The organism is Thermostilla marina (genome assembly GCF_054657455.1).
Genome location: NZ_BAAHYR010000001.1, coordinates 3,496,845 through 3,513,069, shown reverse-complemented (window position 1 = coordinate 3,513,069; position 16,225 = coordinate 3,496,845). Strand labels below are relative to the sequence as shown.

At 58.8% G+C, this 16,225-nt stretch carries 15 protein-coding genes; 6 read left to right on the top strand and 9 right to left on the bottom strand.

The window, feature by feature from the left end; translation table 11 throughout:
- Positions 1-333 precede the first annotated feature (333 nt).
- The 3 genes from ACYQ2I_RS12885 to ACYQ2I_RS12875 all read right to left on the bottom strand — a co-directional run bounded on the left by ACYQ2I_RS12885 (position 334) and on the right by ACYQ2I_RS12875 (position 4,331).
- On the bottom strand, positions 334-1,686 hold the full coding sequence (locus ACYQ2I_RS12885; RefSeq protein WP_460167428.1) for a Gfo/Idh/MocA family protein: 1,353 nt from the start codon (positions 1,684-1,686) through the stop codon (positions 334-336).
- A gap of 97 nt (positions 1,687-1,783) precedes the next feature.
- Complete coding sequence (locus ACYQ2I_RS12880) at positions 1,784-2,473, bottom strand: 3-keto-disaccharide hydrolase (RefSeq protein ID WP_460167427.1); 690 nt, start codon at positions 2,471-2,473, stop codon at positions 1,784-1,786.
- A 241-nt stretch (positions 2,474-2,714) separates the two neighbouring features.
- The gene (locus ACYQ2I_RS12875) at positions 2,715-4,331 is read right to left on the bottom strand and encodes a hypothetical protein (RefSeq protein ID WP_460167426.1); all 1,617 of its coding nucleotides are present in this window, start codon (positions 4,329-4,331) and stop codon (positions 2,715-2,717) included.
- A 335-nt stretch (positions 4,332-4,666) separates the two neighbouring features.
- Here ACYQ2I_RS12875 and ACYQ2I_RS12870 point away from each other — a divergent pair, with 335 nt between their 5' ends.
- Positions 4,667-5,293, top strand: coding sequence for a hypothetical protein (locus ACYQ2I_RS12870; RefSeq protein ID WP_460167425.1), 627 nt, complete (start codon positions 4,667-4,669; stop codon positions 5,291-5,293).
- Between the two features lie 465 nt (positions 5,294-5,758).
- Positions 5,759-6,343 (top strand): keratin-like protein, encoded by a 585-nt coding sequence (locus ACYQ2I_RS12865; RefSeq protein WP_460167424.1) that lies wholly within the window; start codon positions 5,759-5,761, stop codon positions 6,341-6,343.
- A 257-nt stretch (positions 6,344-6,600) separates the two neighbouring features.
- On the opposite strand, the gene ACYQ2I_RS12860 is transcribed toward ACYQ2I_RS12865, so the two are convergent.
- On the bottom strand, positions 6,601-7,074 hold the full coding sequence (locus ACYQ2I_RS12860; protein WP_460167423.1) for a desulfoferrodoxin: 474 nt from the start codon (positions 7,072-7,074) through the stop codon (positions 6,601-6,603).
- Between the two features lie 612 nt (positions 7,075-7,686).
- Between ACYQ2I_RS12860 and ACYQ2I_RS12855 the strand changes: the two genes are divergently transcribed.
- Together ACYQ2I_RS12855 and ACYQ2I_RS12850 are read left to right on the top strand one after the other, a co-directional pair.
- Positions 7,687-8,163: a hypothetical protein gene (locus ACYQ2I_RS12855; RefSeq protein WP_460167422.1), complete on the top strand. Its 477-nt coding sequence runs from the start codon at positions 7,687-7,689 to the stop codon at positions 8,161-8,163.
- 172 nt (positions 8,164-8,335) lie between these two features.
- Positions 8,336-9,916 carry an Nramp family divalent metal transporter gene (locus tag ACYQ2I_RS12850; protein ID WP_460167421.1) on the top strand — a complete coding sequence of 527 codons (1,581 nt, stop codon included), beginning with the start codon at positions 8,336-8,338 and terminating at the stop codon, positions 9,914-9,916.
- A 133-nt stretch (positions 9,917-10,049) separates the two neighbouring features.
- On the opposite strand, the gene ACYQ2I_RS12845 is transcribed toward ACYQ2I_RS12850, so the two are convergent.
- Positions 10,050-11,333, bottom strand: a complete 1,284-nt coding sequence (locus ACYQ2I_RS12845) for a glucose-1-phosphate adenylyltransferase (RefSeq protein ID WP_460167420.1) — start codon at positions 11,331-11,333, stop codon at positions 10,050-10,052.
- A 452-nt stretch (positions 11,334-11,785) separates the two neighbouring features.
- Here ACYQ2I_RS12845 and ACYQ2I_RS12840 point away from each other — a divergent pair, with 452 nt between their 5' ends.
- Positions 11,786-12,322 (top strand): ferritin, encoded by a 537-nt coding sequence (locus tag ACYQ2I_RS12840; protein WP_460167419.1) that lies wholly within the window; start codon positions 11,786-11,788, stop codon positions 12,320-12,322.
- 168 nt (positions 12,323-12,490) lie between these two features.
- Here ACYQ2I_RS12840 and ACYQ2I_RS12835 read toward each other — a convergent pair whose 3' ends face one another.
- Positions 12,491-13,423: a sugar phosphate isomerase family gene (locus ACYQ2I_RS12835; protein WP_460167418.1), complete on the bottom strand. Its 933-nt coding sequence runs from the start codon at positions 13,421-13,423 to the stop codon at positions 12,491-12,493.
- 348 nt (positions 13,424-13,771) lie between these two features.
- Here ACYQ2I_RS12835 and ACYQ2I_RS12830 point away from each other — a divergent pair, with 348 nt between their 5' ends.
- Positions 13,772-14,296, top strand: coding sequence for a hypothetical protein (locus ACYQ2I_RS12830; protein ID WP_460167417.1), 525 nt, complete (start codon positions 13,772-13,774; stop codon positions 14,294-14,296).
- 199 nt (positions 14,297-14,495) lie between these two features.
- Here ACYQ2I_RS12830 and ACYQ2I_RS12825 read toward each other — a convergent pair whose 3' ends face one another.
- From ACYQ2I_RS12825 to ACYQ2I_RS12815, 3 genes are all read right to left on the bottom strand, one after another.
- Complete coding sequence (locus ACYQ2I_RS12825) at positions 14,496-14,711, bottom strand: winged helix-turn-helix domain-containing protein (protein WP_460167416.1); 216 nt, start codon at positions 14,709-14,711, stop codon at positions 14,496-14,498.
- 166 nt (positions 14,712-14,877) lie between these two features.
- The gene (locus ACYQ2I_RS12820) at positions 14,878-15,300 is read right to left on the bottom strand and encodes a response regulator transcription factor (RefSeq protein ID WP_460167415.1); all 423 of its coding nucleotides are present in this window, start codon (positions 15,298-15,300) and stop codon (positions 14,878-14,880) included.
- Positions 15,301-15,459: 159 nt separating this feature from the next.
- Positions 15,460-16,188 (bottom strand): hypothetical protein, encoded by a 729-nt coding sequence (locus ACYQ2I_RS12815; protein WP_460167414.1) that lies wholly within the window; start codon positions 16,186-16,188, stop codon positions 15,460-15,462.
- Positions 16,189-16,225: the final 37 nt, after the last annotated feature.

The window sequence follows — 16,225 nt, the reverse complement described above, 5'->3', positions numbered from 1 at the left end:
GTGAACGATGGAGGTGCCGCGATGTTTGCGGCCTGGCAAGATTGGATCGTCATGGGGGCAGTTGCTGCGGCGGGCGTATATCTTGTACGGCGTTTGTTCCTGCCGAAGCGAACCCCGGGGGCTGTCTGTTGTTCGGGGTGCGAGCAGTGTCCCGCGGTGGGGACACGCCTGATTTCGCTCGGTCCGGCGGCTCCGTCGCTGAACGATTCGCCGCGATCGACGTGTGGTGAATGTGCAGGCGATGAATGCAGCACCGACCCGGTGTCCCGAAAATGACACCGGGCCGATTGCCGCTTCGGCGTTTTCCTGGCTCCCTTGGGGCCATTCACCTGATCACACGTTCGCGGGCGTGGGATGAACCCACGGTTCGCGATAGGGACGTGCCAGCCGGGCATTTGCCTCTTCGTCGCCGACGACCTGCTGGCGTTCGGCGTCCCATGTCAGGGATCGCCCGAGTTCCAACGACAGATTGGCCAAGATACAACTTGCACTCGAGATGAAGCCCTCTTCGATGTCAGCCACCGGCCGACCGCGGCTGGCGACGTTGTCCAGAAAGTTGCGAATATGACGCCGCATCGCAGGGGCGACGTGCTTTTCCAAATCCTTTTCGGTCTTGTCTTCCGGGTATTCCTCAAGCTCGTACAACACATCGCCGTGAAGCGGTGTGCCGTTACCGTAGGGCTGAAAGTCGTATCGGTGAACGCTGATCTTGAGGGTTCCCTTTTCGCCGTAGAGCGTGGCACCCCACGGATAATCGGGATCGACCGGATGCCCCCACGTGCGGTGTTGCCAAACGGCCGTCAGATCGTCGAATTCGAAAACGGCCGTTTGCGTGTCGGGCACATTGGCAATGCTCGTCTTGTCGACGAAGATGCCGCCGTGGGAAGAAATCCGCTTCGGCCATTTCAAATCGAGCATCCAACGAACGGTGTCGAGCATGTGGATGCACATGTCACCCAAAATGCCGTTGCCGTACTCTTTGAAGGAACGCCAACGACGCGGATGAATGAGTTCGTTGTAGGGACGCAGCGGTGCCGGTCCGCTCCACATGTCCCAATCCAAGTGGGGCGGGGGAGGTGAATTCGGCGGATTTCCCCTCGCCCGCATGTGGTAGTAACAATACATCTCCACATGCCCGACCTTGCCCAATAAACCTTCGCGGATCACGCGATCGCGAGCCTCGATCAGGTGCGGCGTACTTCGTCGTTGCGTGTTCACTTGGACGACGCGTCCATACTTGCGTGCCGCCGCCAGCATCGCCTGGCCTTCTACGACGTCGACGCTGACGGGCTTTTCTTCGTAGACGTCGGCGCCTGCCTTGACCGCTTCGATCATCGCCAAGGCATGCCAGTGATCGGGCGTCGAAACAAGGACGATTTCGGGCCGTTGTTCGGACAACATTTGCCGGAAATCGTGATAGGCCGGAGGACGCTTTCCCGATTCTTGCCGCGACGCAACCAATTCGACGGCATCGTCGAGCATCTTGCGATCGACATCACACAGCCCGACGACCTCGACCGGGGCCACCTGGATGAACCGCAACAGCGCGCTCTTGCCGTACCAGCCGGAACCGATCAAGGCCACACGCTTGACCGGCTCGGCCGCCCAGGCCGTACCGATCCCGCGGAGCATCGAAACGCCGGCAAGTCCGGCTACTGCCGTTTTCAAGAATCGACGTCGCTTCATGGGAACCGTCCTCCTGTGTGAGCGAAACGATGCCCCGACTCGATCTCGCTCGGAGCGGAGAGTCGGGGCGTATCTTTGTGAAGATGCGCGAACCGGGTCAATTCAGCTCGCGGATCTTGAGATTGCGGAAGTAGATCGGTGCCCCGGCATGTTTTCCCTGGAAGCCGATGCGGCCTTTCAGGGGTAGTTCGGCAACCGGGCGGTTGAGCCACGGCGGAATCTCACTGCCGTCGGGATTCGTCTTGGCCGAGGTCCATTTCCGCATGTCCATCATGGTGACGAGTTCGCCGTTGAGGACGACGTAAATCAGGCTGCCTTTGCAGGTGATCGTCATCCGGTTCCATTCCCCGGGCTTTTTGACGGCCGATTTTTTCGGGGCCAGATGTCCGAAGATCGCGGCGCAATGCCATGTGGCCGGGGCATTCGCCCATTTTTCGGCGTAGTCGTCGGCGATTTGGATTTCGACCGAGTTCGGAATCCAGTTCTTGATGTCGCTGCAATGGACGATGACGCCGCTGTTGGTACCCTCGGCGGTCTTGAACTCGAGGTCCAACACGAAATCCTCGTATTCACGGCTTGTCCAAATGGCTTCGTCTTTGGTGGCGGTCAGAATTCCGTCGTCGAATGACCAGACGCCTTCCGGATAAACGGCGTTGGAGAGATCCGCCGCGAACACATCGTCCCAATCGCTGCTGTCGGGATGTCCCTTGGGCGGCTCGGCGGACTGTAACGACGCGCCGACAACCAGGCAAAACACGAGGGAAAGACTCATCGCGTAACGACTCATGGAAAGCACCTTTCGGCAAAAGACACAGTTCATATCCTGCCGGAGCGGAAAGGCCGCCTCGGCCACAACCCCCCAAACGGTGTTCGCCTCGACGAGTCGATGACGAACGACTTCTTGAGCAAGATAATCTGCCGCAAACGGCAACGCAACCAACTACAAATTGCGCAAACCGGCGATGCCCTTTGACATGCGAGAAGCCGAAAACTTCCCGGTTGCCCGACGGCGACACGAGGTGTTCTCGTCAGTTTGCCGGTTTGGGAATCCGATAGATGTGAACGTCGAATGCTCCAAAGTGGTCTTCGAATTCACCGTTTCGACACGGGATGGTTCGTGCTTCGTCGACGACTGTGATCGTTGTCGATTCGTGCCACGGCGTTGATTTCGGAAATCGGAAGTGAACCGTCGTGGCGCGTTCGCGGTGGTCGTAATTGACCGCGAACACGTACCACACGCTTGCCGTTTCCGTTGCCTGAACGGCGACCCGCGTATCGTCCTCGGTTTGTGTCGTGATGCCGACGAAAGGCGACGCCGTCAAAGCGTCGGTCAGTCGCGTGATTTGTGCGTTGATTTCGGCTAACGCTTGCTGGTTTTGGGGCGGAACCCCGAATTGCTTGTACGAGGGTTGCCACACATGGGTGAAGTAGCCGATCGCCCTCGCGCCGTTACAAAGTGCCATCCACACTTCGGCGCGGATATGCCGGGGCGTGACCTCTTTTTGGCGTTCCAACGGTCCTGTGTATTGGCCGCCTTTGCTTGTTTCGATCCAGGCGTACACAGGCCGTGGAGCCGCAAGCTCGCGAAGCATGCCGGTCGCCCCGTAAACCAACTCGATCCATTCCGGCTTGTTCCACCCGTAGATGGGATAGATGTCATATCCCACCACGTCGGCCGCTTGAATATACGCACGATAGAGCGACGACCGTTCCGCGTCGTCCCACTTGCCGAAATGCGGATGGAAATAGCCCGTGAAGGTGACGAACACCGGCCGCGAGGGATCGCCTTCTTTGATTCGCCGGTATTCTTCGAGCACCTTGTCTGGGGCGGCACGCGGTACGTTGTGCGGCGGCGACTCGAGCACGTTCACGCCGGCTTCGTTCTTGGCGACGACCTCTCCCAGCGATCCCCAAACATTGGCACCCTCGTCGACGCGAACAATCTCGAAGGTCAACTCTTCAACACGGACGGGTTTGGGCAGACGGACCGTTTGAATGCCTTTTTTCGGTGCCAACGATTGTCGCACGAGCTCGCGTCCGCCGCTGGACCACACGATTTCTTTCGCGACACTCAGGCCGGTGGAAACCGTGAGTGAAACGCCGACTTCGACAATTTCGGATGGCTCGGCAGGGCGAATGGTCACGCGCGCACCTGCGAGAGGATCGAGAACGGACCACGACGTCTCCACTCCATCGACGAGTTTCCACAAGGGCGCTTTCGGATTCAGCCGCAGGTTCTCGGCAGGGATGACTTCAGCGTCGCTTACTTGGTGTGGCAGGTCCGGTTCGTCACCATGGATGTAGCCCAGCACGTGATCGTTCCCTCGAAGGTCGGGAGAGAACGGTACGACCGCGTATAGCCCGGCGTCTTTCACGAGAGAGACGTACTCGGTGACGTCTTTCGTTCCGCTCGATCCCGGCCAGTATCCGGCGACCGTGTTGATGCCGCATCGCCGCGCGGTCTCAAAGTTTTCGGCCGGTTGCAACCAAATCATGATCGGAATGAACGGTCGACCGTTGACCCGGAACTCTTGGCGGTTGCCGAGCTCGACGGTCTCGATAGGCAGCAAATCGTCCGCAAGGAGACTTGCCGTATCGAACACACAGAGCAAAGACATCAACGCGACGATGGTTCGCGGATTCATCGACGACCTCTCATGGGAAAGAAAAAGACTTGGTGGGGAGGCAGGAAGAACCGGTCGACGCGGTTGCATTTTAGTCGGCGATTCGGCGGAACGCACGCCCCGACGAATTTTGTGGGGGCTCGATGAATTAATAGGCTGACACTTTCGGGGGGGATCTGCGATGTTGCGTCTTTGCCCTTCCCTAATGGGGGCGAAATCTCGCTTGACCGATCACGCTGATATTGCGACACTGCGTGACCGATTCTGTTGGCGAAAACGTCTCGACCAGAAGAATCCAGGGCGACGGCGCGAACCGAGATACGAAGCGCAGAAAACGTGTTCAGGGAGGATATTCAATGGTACGCTTGGCACGATTCGGTGTGTGCGGATTGCTGTTGACGGCTTTGGTGATGGGATGCTCGAAAGGGGATTCGGCAAACCCCACGGAGAGTGGTCAGCAAGCCGACCCCGCGGCAAACGAGACATCGAAAACCAGTCCTGCCGCTGCCGCACGAGAATTCATGGAGGCGATTCGGACCGGCGACGACGAAAAAGTGACCGCCTTGTTGAGCAGTCAGGCCCGGGAACAGATCGGCAAAATGGGCTTCAACCTGGGCCCCAAGGGAAGCGATACGGCCAAGTACGAAGTCGGCGAAGTCGAACTCCTTCCGCCTGACGGCGCCCGCGTCGCCAGCATATGGACCGACTTGGACGACACCGGGAAGCCGCGATCCGACCAGATCGTGTGGATGCTGCGGAAAGAGTCGGAAGGCTGGCGTATTGCCGGAATGGCGGCTGAAGTTTTCCCCGGCGAACCGCCTTTGTTGTTGAACTTCGAAGATATGGAAGAAACCATGCGGAAATACCAGCAATTGGCGCTGGAAATCGAACGTCGCGCGATGGCGGAACGCCAACGCGTCACAGGGGCCGTTCGCACAGCCCAGACGCCGGACACTGGCGAATCGGCACCGGAAACCCGCTGATCGAGAGCCCCTCGACTCGGGGGGCTAGACAAATATGAGGGCGTAGGCATCGGTTGATTTCGGCCGATGCCTTTTTGTATGGCATGCGATCAGAAAGGTGGTGACGATGGGAGGCGATCCGGACATAGGGCCGTTTCACTGCGCAATCCCGTCTATGTGGACTGCCGACCGAGAAGACGTCAAGTCTTTCGTATATGTAACAGATGACCCATTTTGCCCGCCAGACTCTTGACAAACGGCTTATCCTTGCTAGTTTATCGTTCTGGATAACCTGAACCGCATTCCTTTCCCGGCCTACTCAATTTAGGACAGGGCGCTGGCTGGGATTCTTAGGAGGTGTGGTGCGAGTAGGCGGCTTCCCGCCTGTTGGCCGCCGGTTGGGGGGAAGTCTCAGAGGATTGTCGAACGGCTATTTGTTTGGATCGATTGTACGCTACGGTCCCTATCAGTTTGGAGGAACGTCGAATGAACCGCATCGTAGTTTCGAGCGTCGCCGCGTTGGCCGTGGTGCTCGGTGTCGCGCTGGCCGCCGACGCTGGCATTTTCAAGGGAAAGTCGGCTTGCTGTGAACCGGCTTGTGCTCCCGCTTGCGAGCAACCTGCTTGCGAACCCGTCGAAGAAGCTTGCGAACCGGCTTGTGAGCCTGCTTGCTGCGAACGCGTCGGCCTGTTGGCCCGCATTCGTGCGAAGTGCGCCGCGAAGAAGGCTTGCTGCGAGCCCGCTTGCGAACCGGCCTGCGAAGAGCCTGCTTGCGAACCCGTCGAAGAAGCTTGCGAACCGGCTTGCGAGCCTGCTTGCTGCGAACGCGTCGGCCTGTTGGCCCGCATTCGTGCGAAGTGCGCCGCGAAGAAGGCTTGCTGCGAGCCCGCTTGCGAACCGGCCTGCGAAGAGCCTGCTTGCGAACCCGTCGAAGAAGCTTGTGAACCGGCTTGCGAGCCTGCTTGCTGCGAACGCGTCGGCCTGTTGGCCCGCATTCGTGCGAAGTGCGCCGCGAAGAAGGCTTGCTGCGAGCCCGCTTGCGAACCGGCCTGCGAGCCCGCTTGTGAGTGACCGGTAAGAAATTCTCAGCTTTCGGCGGAGGAGTGGCCCTGTTGCCTCCGACGTGAAGCGTAAGAATCAGAAAAAGTCCAAGCCGATCCGTTCGCAATGAGCGGATCGGCTTTATTATTGCGCGGGATGATTACTGGAACGAGACGCCTTGAGTTATCGGAATGCCCAAAAAAGAAAGCGGACGGAACCGCGACGGTTCACGTCCGCACTATATTTCGAGTTCAGTCCGACGTCCGGGGTAAGGGACGGTCGCCGAATCAGACGCTTTTCCACAGCCCGTGCAGGTTGCAGTACGCGCGGGCAGAGATTTCTTTGGACGCATCGACTTTGAATACCGCTTCAGGGGCCCCTTCGACAGGCAAGTACTGGCGATGGGTCTGGCCGTCGGCATAGAAATCGACCCAGCCGATGTAATGGGTACGGGTCATGGGGTGCGGAATCGAGCCGACTTTGACCTTGTAGCCGCCCTCGATCTTCTCGATCACGGGGACGTGTTTCGCCGCACCTTCGCCGGTTGTCTGCTCTTCCAAGAGCTTCATCGGTTTGCCGCAATGAACCAACGTGGGCGGGCCGGGTTCGACGACCTCGACGATGGCCCCGCACTCTTCGCACACATAAACCTGTAAGCGCTTTTCAGCCGGACGGTCTTCGGCCCGGACGTTCGACGAACCGGTCGCGACGAACCCGGCGGTAGCCGCTCCGGCCGCAGCAAGGAAATGACGACGCTTCATGGAGACACCCTCTGCTTTACGTAGCATCAACGGAACGAAACAAAGTGATTCCCGGCTTACAAGCGGGAGAACAACAACCGCCACCTGTGTGGATTTGCGGGTCGGTGAACCGACTCCCTTGACGATTACCGGCAGGGGGCGGGGTATGCTTCGCCCGCCTCGTGTTTTCGTCGAATCGGAGCCGGATCGGTCATGGACCCGTGGGAATTGGTGAGGAACCGATTGTAAGTCGGCAGATTGTATGCAGCCGTTTCGTGATGGGCAAATTCCCTTTAGGGGGAAATTGGGGGCCATGCCGGCAATCTTGATGTTCTCGTCCGGATAGCACCGTTTTTGTCCTCGATAGAGGGGTGATCGGGCGTCTGTGGACCCCCTGAAAGTCTCCCGCGGAGGGAGCGGCAAGTTGGACAGTTTGGCCAAAGTTTTAAATGGGAGATGCCGTTCGAGCGCCGGTTTCATGTCGAAAAGTCCAAGCGGGCAGATTTGCGCGCAGAGTAGAAAAAATATTCGGATTGTGCGGGTTGTACTGCCGACATAACTACCGGCAGACATTGTGTCTGTTTGTCGAGATGTCCACCGGCCGTGCTTTTTGACACGCTGAAAGAGGAAAGTATGTTCGCACGAACATTCGCGGTATTGGGCGGACTGCTCGCACTCGTCGGGCTGACCGGATGCCGGATGTGTGCCTCGCCGTACGATTACACCGGACCGACGGAGATGCATGCGCAATGTACGCAGTGCGGATCGCAAGCCGGTCATTCCCGATCGCGTGCCGGTTCGGCCTTTGCGCCTGCCGACGCCATGGTCGAGCAAACCGCATCGGAAGAGATCATTATCGAGGAGTCCCAAGGAGAGGTACCGCTCGACATGCAGGCCCGCAGCCCCCTGCCTGGACGTGTCGTACCGACACCTCGGTTGCAAGCCCCGGAGATTGATTTCGGCGTGCCGCCGGAACACATCATTTCGATTACGGATCGGCGGGTGGACGAACCGACAGAATCTTCGGACAGCGCCGCGACCGTGGCTTCGAAACCGACTACAAGCGACGGTTGGTCCGCCAAGACCGTTTCGCGTCCCGTCGTTCGCTGACCTATACGACGCTGAACAGCAAGAGGTGCGCCGCGTGCCGAGAGTGGATTCTCTGCACGCGGTTTTCTATTTGGTTGCACAGCTTTCTTCGGCAACACACAATGGCGACACGCAAACGGCGTTTGCGTCGGCGTTTCAACGACATCAGCCGGAATGAAGGCGAGGGCCTGGGATGGGAAGCACGTCGCAGGACGACGGGTACCGTTCTACGAGAAGCGAGCTGCTGGTCGAGCGACGCAGCTCCGGTCGTGAAGAAGATCCGCCGCGAGATGTTTGGGGGATCGCGCGTCGACTCGGTCCCGGAATGATCATCGCGGCAGCCGTCGTCGGGTCGGGGGAGCTGATCGCCACAACCCGCACCGGCGCCGAGGCGGGCTTCACTCTGTTGTGGCTGATCCTGATCGGCTGCGTGATCAAGGTGTTCGTCCAGGTCGAATTGGGCCGATACGCGGTCGTCGCGGGACAACCGACCCTGGCTGCTTTGAACGAGCTGCCCGGCCCGCGACTACGCGTGAACTGGGTCTTGTGGTATTGGCTGGTGATGTTCATTGTCAGCCTCGCCCAGTTGGGCGGCATTGCCCACGGTGTCGGCCAGGCGCTGGCGATGGCCGTGCCTATCGACGGCAGCTTCGTGCAATTGATGAAAGATCAAGACGCCTGGGACGCCGAGAAGGCTAGGATCGAAAAGTCGCTCACCGAAGCCGGCTTTTCCGGTGGCGAATTCGCTTCGGAAGTCCAACGCAAAATGGGGCGTCCGCGGCCCGACTACGGGCAGCCGGGATACGGTATGACCGACGACGTCGTGTGGGCCTGTTTGTTGTGTCTGATCACGATTGTGCTGTTGGTTGTCGGAAGGTACGCGCTCATCCAACACGTGTGCACGGCTTTGGTCGTCGCCTTCACGGTGGTAACGGTTTTCTGCGTGGCGGCGATCCAGCTACAACCGGAATGGGCCGTTGGCTGGCACGAGATCGCATCGGGATTGGCGTTCCGTTTGCCTCCGGCCGTCGGCAAGTTGAATCCGCTGGCCACCGCTTTGGCTACGTTCGGGATCATCGGAATGGGTACCAACGAGTTGATCACGTATCCCTATTGGTGTTTGGAAAAGGGCTACGCGGGATATACCGGTCCGCGAGACGAAAGCCGCGAGTGGGCCGAACGCGCCCGCGGCTGGATGCGGATCATGCGAATCGACGCCTTCGGCTCAATGGTCATTTACACGTTTGCGACATTGGCTTTTTACCTGTTGGGGGCAGCCGTCTTGCATCGTGAAGGGTTGGTGCCGGCGGGAGCCGAAATGATCGAAATGTTGGCCGAGATGTACGTTCCCTTATTCGGTGCGTGGACGAAGTGGTTCTTCCTGTTCGGGGCTGTGGCGGTTTTGTATTCGACGTTCTTCTCGGCGAACGCAGGACACACCCGCGTGGCCGCCGATGCCGTCGAGGTATTTCGTGGAAAACCGATGGGGGACCGAGCACGTGCTGCCTGGGTGCGTGCGTATGCGATTATTTTGCCCTTGTTTGCGATGGCGACATTGCTGCTCATTCGACGGCCTGTACAGCTCATCTTGGCCAGCGGCGTTATGCAGGCGATCATGTTGCCGATGTTGGCCGGTGCGGCACTTTACTTCCGTTATCGACGTTGCGACCCGCGGCTGCGACCGAGCGTCGTTTGGGACGCGTGCTTATGGCTGTCGAGTGCCGGTTTGTTGGTCGCCGGTGTGGCCGGAGCGTATTTTACGCTGTTCAAATAGCACCGACGCTGCAATCACCGGAGTACGCTTAAGCAAAACGATGAACGGCCCATTGTCGACGGTCGACAACGGGCCGCTTTGTAATCAAGGCTACAAGGATCGCATCACATGCGGTGGCGACGGTCGTGTTTCTTTAGAGAGCCCAACCGTCGGGGAGGATGGTGTCTTTGGGGACGACGATGATCCCGTCGCGAATCATGTGCGTTTCGCATTCCTCTGTGTCGGTCGTTCCCGTGGTATTCGCGATACGCACATCGGTGCCGATTCGGCAGTTCTTGTCGATGATCGCGTTTTCGATCAGGCAGTTCGCGCCGATGCCGACCGGCGGCGCTCCCAGTTCGAGCGTTCGGGGACGCTCGCTGGTTTCAAAGTAGTCGGCTCCCATGACGATCGAATTGCGGATCACCGAGTTGGGGCCGATAAAGCAACGAAGCCCGATCACGCTGTTTTCGACGACCGCACCATCGGCGATGATGCAACCGTCGGCGATCAAGCTGTCACGGACGGTGGCTCGATCGAAGCGCGACGGCGGCAAGAATCGCGGGCGTGTGTACAAGGGAGCGTCGGGCGTGCCTAACGAGAACGGTCCATTGGGCCTCGCAAGGCTCAAATTGGCCTCGTAAAACGCACGGATCGTTCCGATGTCTTCCCAGTAGCCGTCGAACAGGTGCAACTGGACGTGGTGAGATTCGATTGAGCTGGGGAATACTTCTTTGCCGAAGTCTTGGTAATCGGTCTTTTCAAGCAGATCGACCAACACTTCTCGATTGAACAGGTAGATTCCCATGCTGGCCAGGCAGTCTCGGCCGCGGCTTTCGATGCCGTGGCGGTCGATCCACGCAGGATCCACGCGAACAGAATCGAGAGCCTCTTGCGTCTGCGGTTTTTCGCAAAAACCGACGACTTTCCCCGATTCGTCGACCCGCATGATTCCCAAAGCCGAAGCGACATCCGACGTGACCGGGACCGACGCGATCGTAACATCGGCCTTTGCTTGCCGATGCGTTTCGATCATTTCGCGAAAGTCCATGCGGTAAAGCTGATCGCCGGAAAGGATCAAGATGTAATCGACGTCGGGACGTTTCAGATAGTTCAGGTTTTGTCGGACGGCGTCGGCCGTACCTTGGTACCAATCGGCGCGGGTGAGTGTTTGTTGCGCGGCCAGAATCTCCACGAATCCGCGGCTGAACGGATCGAAGTTGTACGTGGCGCGGATGTGTCGATGCAAACTCACCGAATTGAACTGCGTCAGCACATAGACCCGCTTCACACCGCTGTTGATGCAGTTGGAGAGCGGAACGTCGATCAGGCGATATTTCCCCCCGATGGGCACGGCAGGTTTCGAGCGAACTTTCGTCAACGGGTAAAGCCGCGTTCCGCGACCGCCCCCTAATACCAATGCAATCACGTTCTTCATGGCCAAGCTCGTGTGAAAAGGATCTCTCCCGGAAGCATCGAAAGGAAACGGCAGCTCACGAAAAATCACCGGTTGGAAACTGCTTCACGCGAGTACCACCGGAGGAGCACCCTAAGAGTGTACAACAACCGCCGGGTATTGAAAACGAACGGGACAAACGGGCGGCTCAAGACGGAATGTTAGGAAACGGTTGCCGACAAACGCGGGAAGGCGGGGCCTTTATTGTCGGCGACGGCAAGATTGGGCCAAGGGGCGTTGGCTGAAATGTCCCGGCGATCGGCCCGCCGTTTCGAGCTCCTCCAGGCGGTGATCCTTTCGTCCGGACGGCTTGTCCCACAGGCCGGGAAGCGTATGATTTACATTCACGGATGCCTTGACGGCGGCCGAAGAGAAGGTCGTTTGTCGGTCGGTTGTGCTTGCCCTGAGGTTCGGTTTCCGGATGGGAGAAAACGATGCTTAGCGAACGAATGGCCAAGGCGTTGAACGATCAGATCAATGCCGAGTATTTTTCTTCGTATTTGTACCTTTCAATGGCGGCCCATTGCCAAACAATGAATCTGCCGGGCATGGCACACTGGATGATGATCCAGGTGCAGGAAGAAAACGCCCACGTCTTGAAATTCTTCAACTACATCATGGAGCGGCGCGGCACGATCGAGCTTCAGGGGATCGAGAAGCCGCAGCAAACCTGGGACAGCCCGTTGGCCTTGTTCGAGGCGGCATTTGCGCACGAGCAGTACATTAGCAGCCGCATCCATGAGCTGGTGAAGATCGCCCGGGAAGAGAACGATCCCGCTACCGAAAGCTTTCTCCGTTGGTTCGTCGACGAACAGGTGGAGGAGGAAGCCTCGGTCGACGAGATCGTGCAGCAGTTGAAGATGATCGGTGATAATCCGGCCGCCTTGTTCTTCATCGATCGCGAACTGGCGAAGCGGACGTTCGTTCCGCCGCCGGGATTAGACGGTGGTGCCGACGGTGGAGCGGCCTGAGGATCTCCTGAAGCTCTGACGTTCGCATCGAGAATCCGACGTACAAGACTGCATCCGCCCGAACCGCGTCGTCGACGGGTTTTCCGTTCGATGACGCGGTTGGGTGTTTCTTGTCGAGAGCCGCCGGATCGACGGCGGTTGAAGGGCGTCTCCGGCAAGAGCAGGCGTTTAGTGCATTTCCGTCGTGACCGGTGCCAGCGCGGGGCGATAGAAATTGAATTGCACGTTCGGGTGATCGGCCAGAAGCGACATCGGTACAGACGTATCGACGATGTGTTTCGAAATCATCAAAGCGGTCAGCCGCATGCCGAACGGGTTGTCGTGCATGCCGGCCTGCCAGATCGAGACCTTTTCGGCCTTCCACGTTTCGTGAGGACCGACGGTCGCTGCGCGCGTGGGGACGAGATCCAGTTGTCCGCCGCCTGATGTGCGGGCATTCTGCATGATCGTCATCGGGTGGAGATCGGTCACTCGTGTCTTGAGTTTGCGATATTCTTCGGGCGGAGGCGGTACGTCCTTCCACTTGCCGCGTCGCTTCGGCGGATCGTTGAACGCCCAGTGCTTGACGTCGCCTTGTCCTCCTTGCATGACGATGCACCGAATATCGTCGAACGTCTTCGAATATGGGTGCAGATCGCCGATCGGGAAGTGGAGATGATCCTTTGGGAGTTGAAGCCGCTTCTTGATTCGGTGGAAGCACAATTCGAGATCGGCCCGGGCGAAGCTCAAAGGATGATCGAGAGGTACCGGCGTCCCCGAATCATCGACCCATTCATCCATGCCCCAGAAATGGCCGTCACGAACATTCAAGTCCAAGTCGTTGACAAGGCGAGCGACCAACGGCAATTGCTCGGTCGGCCCGATCGGCCCGCAGATGCCGCACGGGTTGTCCGCTGTCGACTGCCGCCACGCGTCGATGTATTCGAGCGCTTCGGCCAAATAGAACTCCTCCAGTGTGTCGTACATGACGACCTTGAATCCTGGTCGGCTGAGTCGTTCTACCTGGCGGACGGTCAAACGTGCGGCGTCGCGCAAGATTTCACGGTCGAGCGTCGTGTAGTCCCACCAGTCGGCGGCAACTTTACTGATCGGACGGGCCATGGGTGTTCTCCAGGAATCGTGGATCGGCGGGCGACGGGTACTCACGGTGCGTTTATTGTGCAAGAGCACATCCGGTCGAGGCAAGCAAATTCGATGCAGCCTTGAGATGCCGACTCGTTGGGACCGACGAGTTATGCGGAGAGAACGCTCATGCCGATCGTGAGAGTCATGTCGACGGGAGCGATTGCGCTTCCACCGATAATCGATTTCGGGACCGGCGGGCCGAGACGTCGATACCGACGATGGCGTGTCGCCTGCGTTGAGAACTTCACCATTCGACTCGATGTAAAAACAAACACTGAAAGCGCACGGAACTCACCGGATGTCCACCATATTGGGGGAATAACGATGCGGAATGTCTCCTTGCTTTTGACGGCCGTGGCGATGACGTTCATTGCCGGGCAAGTATGGGCCGGATGTCCTACCTGCGGCGGCAATGCTTGGTACGGACAATTAGGGGCCGCACCGGGATCTTTTTCCGGTTACGGCAGCATGTTGGTGCCCGGCTGCTGTGAGCACACACCGAGCTGTGCCGATCACATTTGGGACGGGTATTGTGCGCAGAAGCGAACCGATTGTTGGCGTCCTCATTGCGGCAAGTGCCGTTCGTGTGCGCCGTGCCTGTCGGCTTCTCCTCGCTGTGTGCCCGCGCCGCGAGTGCACGAGGGATGCACGGCGTGCGAGGCCGTCCCCCAAGAACTGCCGGTGCGCCCGGAGACACAGGATGATGTTTCGCCCAGTCCGACTCCCGCTGAAAACGGACCGGAAAGCGCGCCGAAGATCGAGACGAAGATTCGATTCCCCTCATTGGAGCTGTCGGCCGAAGCACGAGTGCGTCGACTGCCGCGGCCCGATGAGTCGCGATCCTTCTAGCGGCACGCGCCCCCCATCAGAGTAGTGATATTTTGGGGGGAATGAAAATCCAGCTTAAGCAGGAAGCCGGGACGTCCGATACAAGAGTACCAGACCTATCGGGAGGGCGGGACAAAGCGTCCCATATTCTCAGGATGAAGATCATGACAGGTCGACGGAACGGCTTGTCATGATCTTTTTTGTTGCCCGCGGGCCATTGCTAATCGATGAGAGATACCGTGCGGCTGCGTCCCTCTTCGGTGATTCGCAGTTTGCCCTCACGAGCCAGCCAGCCGATGGCCTGCATGACGAGGTCTCGCGGCCGATTCACCGCCTTTACGACGGCGGTCATCGACATAGCCCCTTCGTCCCGGAGAGCGTGCCACACGGCACCGGCGGTTTCCCCGATTCGGTTGACGTACGTTTCTTCCGGCATGATTTCACCTTTACGAGGCAGCGAGCCGGTCGGCCAAGGTTGTCGAGACGTCTACCGAAGTATAGCGGATAAACAAAACGGTCAAAACAAAAACAATGCCACCAGCGGGGGGGGTAAATTCTGGTCTGGATTCATCAGATACCGGATGTCCGGCGCAGTCGGCGGGTCAATTCCAGCCGTCTTCGCCTCGGCCGCTGCGTTCTTTTTCTTCGGGAGTGAGCCGATCGTTGAGTTTGGTGATCCGCTTCTTGATTGCCAGTCGCGTGACAAGCGCGAGTTTGTTCGTGCCCAACTTGTGCATTGCGCTGTACTTGTGATTGTCGACCGTGCTGGGGGAGATTCCCAGGATGGCCGCAGCCTCTTTGACGGAACATCCCAGACTGACCAGGCGAATGACCTCCTTTTCGCGAGGAGAAAGGGCCTGACTCTTCCGGCGCGGTACAGTGCCCGATTTCGACGGGGCCGCCTTTTTGAGCCGCGCCGTTACCTTGGCTTTCTTGGGTGATTGTCGGGAGCGAGAGGCCTTGCTGCGCTTGGGTGTCGCCTTCTTGGCCCGTGCGGTGTTCTGCTTGGTGTGTCGTTTAGCCACGATGCACCTCTTCTTCGCTAGAGGAGATTCCCGACCAACAAAGCGCGGAAGCCGACCGGCGAGAACGGATCGTGTTCGTACTACCGGCCGGATCAAGGACCATGTGCATGATGGTGTGATACGAAGATTGAATTGGCAAAACGCAAGAGTGACCAAGTGTTACGCCACTCCAGGGGGCTCGGTGAATGCTCGATAATGTTCTCGGCGCCGACGTTCGAGCCGGTACGCCCATAGGCCGAGCCAGATTGGAACGCCCATAAAGACGGCGGCCATGGTCACGGCTTGGATAATGCCTCGAAGCTCGAACGAAAACAGGTGCCAAAAGAACATTATCGCGGCGCTTGCGCCGGGGATGGCGGCGATTCCCGCGGCCCCCATGCCGATCAGGCTGACGCCCAGAAAATTCTGTTTTAGCACCTGGATGCCGCCGACGATCAGTAGCACCCCTCCCAAGACCGAAAGCAACGTTGCCGCGCCCATAGAAAGAACACAGCAAGGCGACGGTATGACCATCCCGACCAAGAGCGGCACGCTCGCGGTCACCAACGTAACGAAACTTCCGTAGACGATGGCGGTTACGGCTTTCTTTCGCTCGGCCTGGCCCACGACGAATTCGAATGGAGGAATTTCCCGGGCCTTGCCGGAGGGAGAACGCGCGGCAGCGACGCGCGGGTCGAGGACGTCGGCCTCGATCGAGTCGCCGTCCTCCCACAAGGGAATCGATTCCGAGGGTGAACCTTCGCCGCCGCCGTCGTCGTCCTCTGTCGCCGCGAAAGGGATGGGAATCTGTAATTCGGCGCCGCATCGGCATTCGGCGCGACGGCCCGCCAACGAATCTTTGACGGCGTAGTTCTTGCCGCAATTCTCGCACCGAAAGTGTATTGCCATCGCGCAAACGACTCCCTGTGGCTTGGAACCACGTTTC

Bases quoted from the DNA above. Each gene is read 5' to 3' on its own strand.
- ACYQ2I_RS12825 (WP_460167416.1), bottom strand. From the start codon at position 14,711: ATGCCGGAAGAAACGTACGTCAACCGAATCGGGGAAACCGCCGGTGCC.
- ACYQ2I_RS12830 (WP_460167417.1), top strand. From the start codon at position 13,772: ATGCGGAATGTCTCCTTGCTTTTGACGGCCGTGGCGATGACGTTCATT.
- ACYQ2I_RS12870 (WP_460167425.1), top strand. From the start codon at position 4,667: ATGGTACGCTTGGCACGATTCGGTGTGTGCGGATTGCTGTTGACGGCT.
- ACYQ2I_RS12880 (WP_460167427.1), bottom strand. From the start codon at position 2,473: ATGAGTCGTTACGCGATGAGTCTTTCCCTCGTGTTTTGCCTGGTTGTC.
- ACYQ2I_RS12865 (WP_460167424.1), top strand. From the start codon at position 5,759: ATGAACCGCATCGTAGTTTCGAGCGTCGCCGCGTTGGCCGTGGTGCTC.
- ACYQ2I_RS12840 (WP_460167419.1), top strand. From the start codon at position 11,786: ATGCTTAGCGAACGAATGGCCAAGGCGTTGAACGATCAGATCAATGCC.
- ACYQ2I_RS12815 (WP_460167414.1), bottom strand. From the start codon at position 16,188: ATGGCAATACACTTTCGGTGCGAGAATTGCGGCAAGAACTACGCCGTC.
- ACYQ2I_RS12860 (WP_460167423.1), bottom strand. From the start codon at position 7,074: ATGAAGCGTCGTCATTTCCTTGCTGCGGCCGGAGCGGCTACCGCCGGG.
- ACYQ2I_RS12885 (WP_460167428.1), bottom strand. From the start codon at position 1,686: ATGAAGCGACGTCGATTCTTGAAAACGGCAGTAGCCGGACTTGCCGGC.
- ACYQ2I_RS12855 (WP_460167422.1), top strand. From the start codon at position 7,687: ATGTTCGCACGAACATTCGCGGTATTGGGCGGACTGCTCGCACTCGTC.
- ACYQ2I_RS12835 (WP_460167418.1), bottom strand. From the start codon at position 13,423: ATGGCCCGTCCGATCAGTAAAGTTGCCGCCGACTGGTGGGACTACACG.
- ACYQ2I_RS12845 (WP_460167420.1), bottom strand. From the start codon at position 11,333: ATGAAGAACGTGATTGCATTGGTATTAGGGGGCGGTCGCGGAACGCGG.
- ACYQ2I_RS12875 (WP_460167426.1), bottom strand. From the start codon at position 4,331: ATGAATCCGCGAACCATCGTCGCGTTGATGTCTTTGCTCTGTGTGTTC.
- ACYQ2I_RS12850 (WP_460167421.1), top strand. From the start codon at position 8,336: ATGGGAAGCACGTCGCAGGACGACGGGTACCGTTCTACGAGAAGCGAG.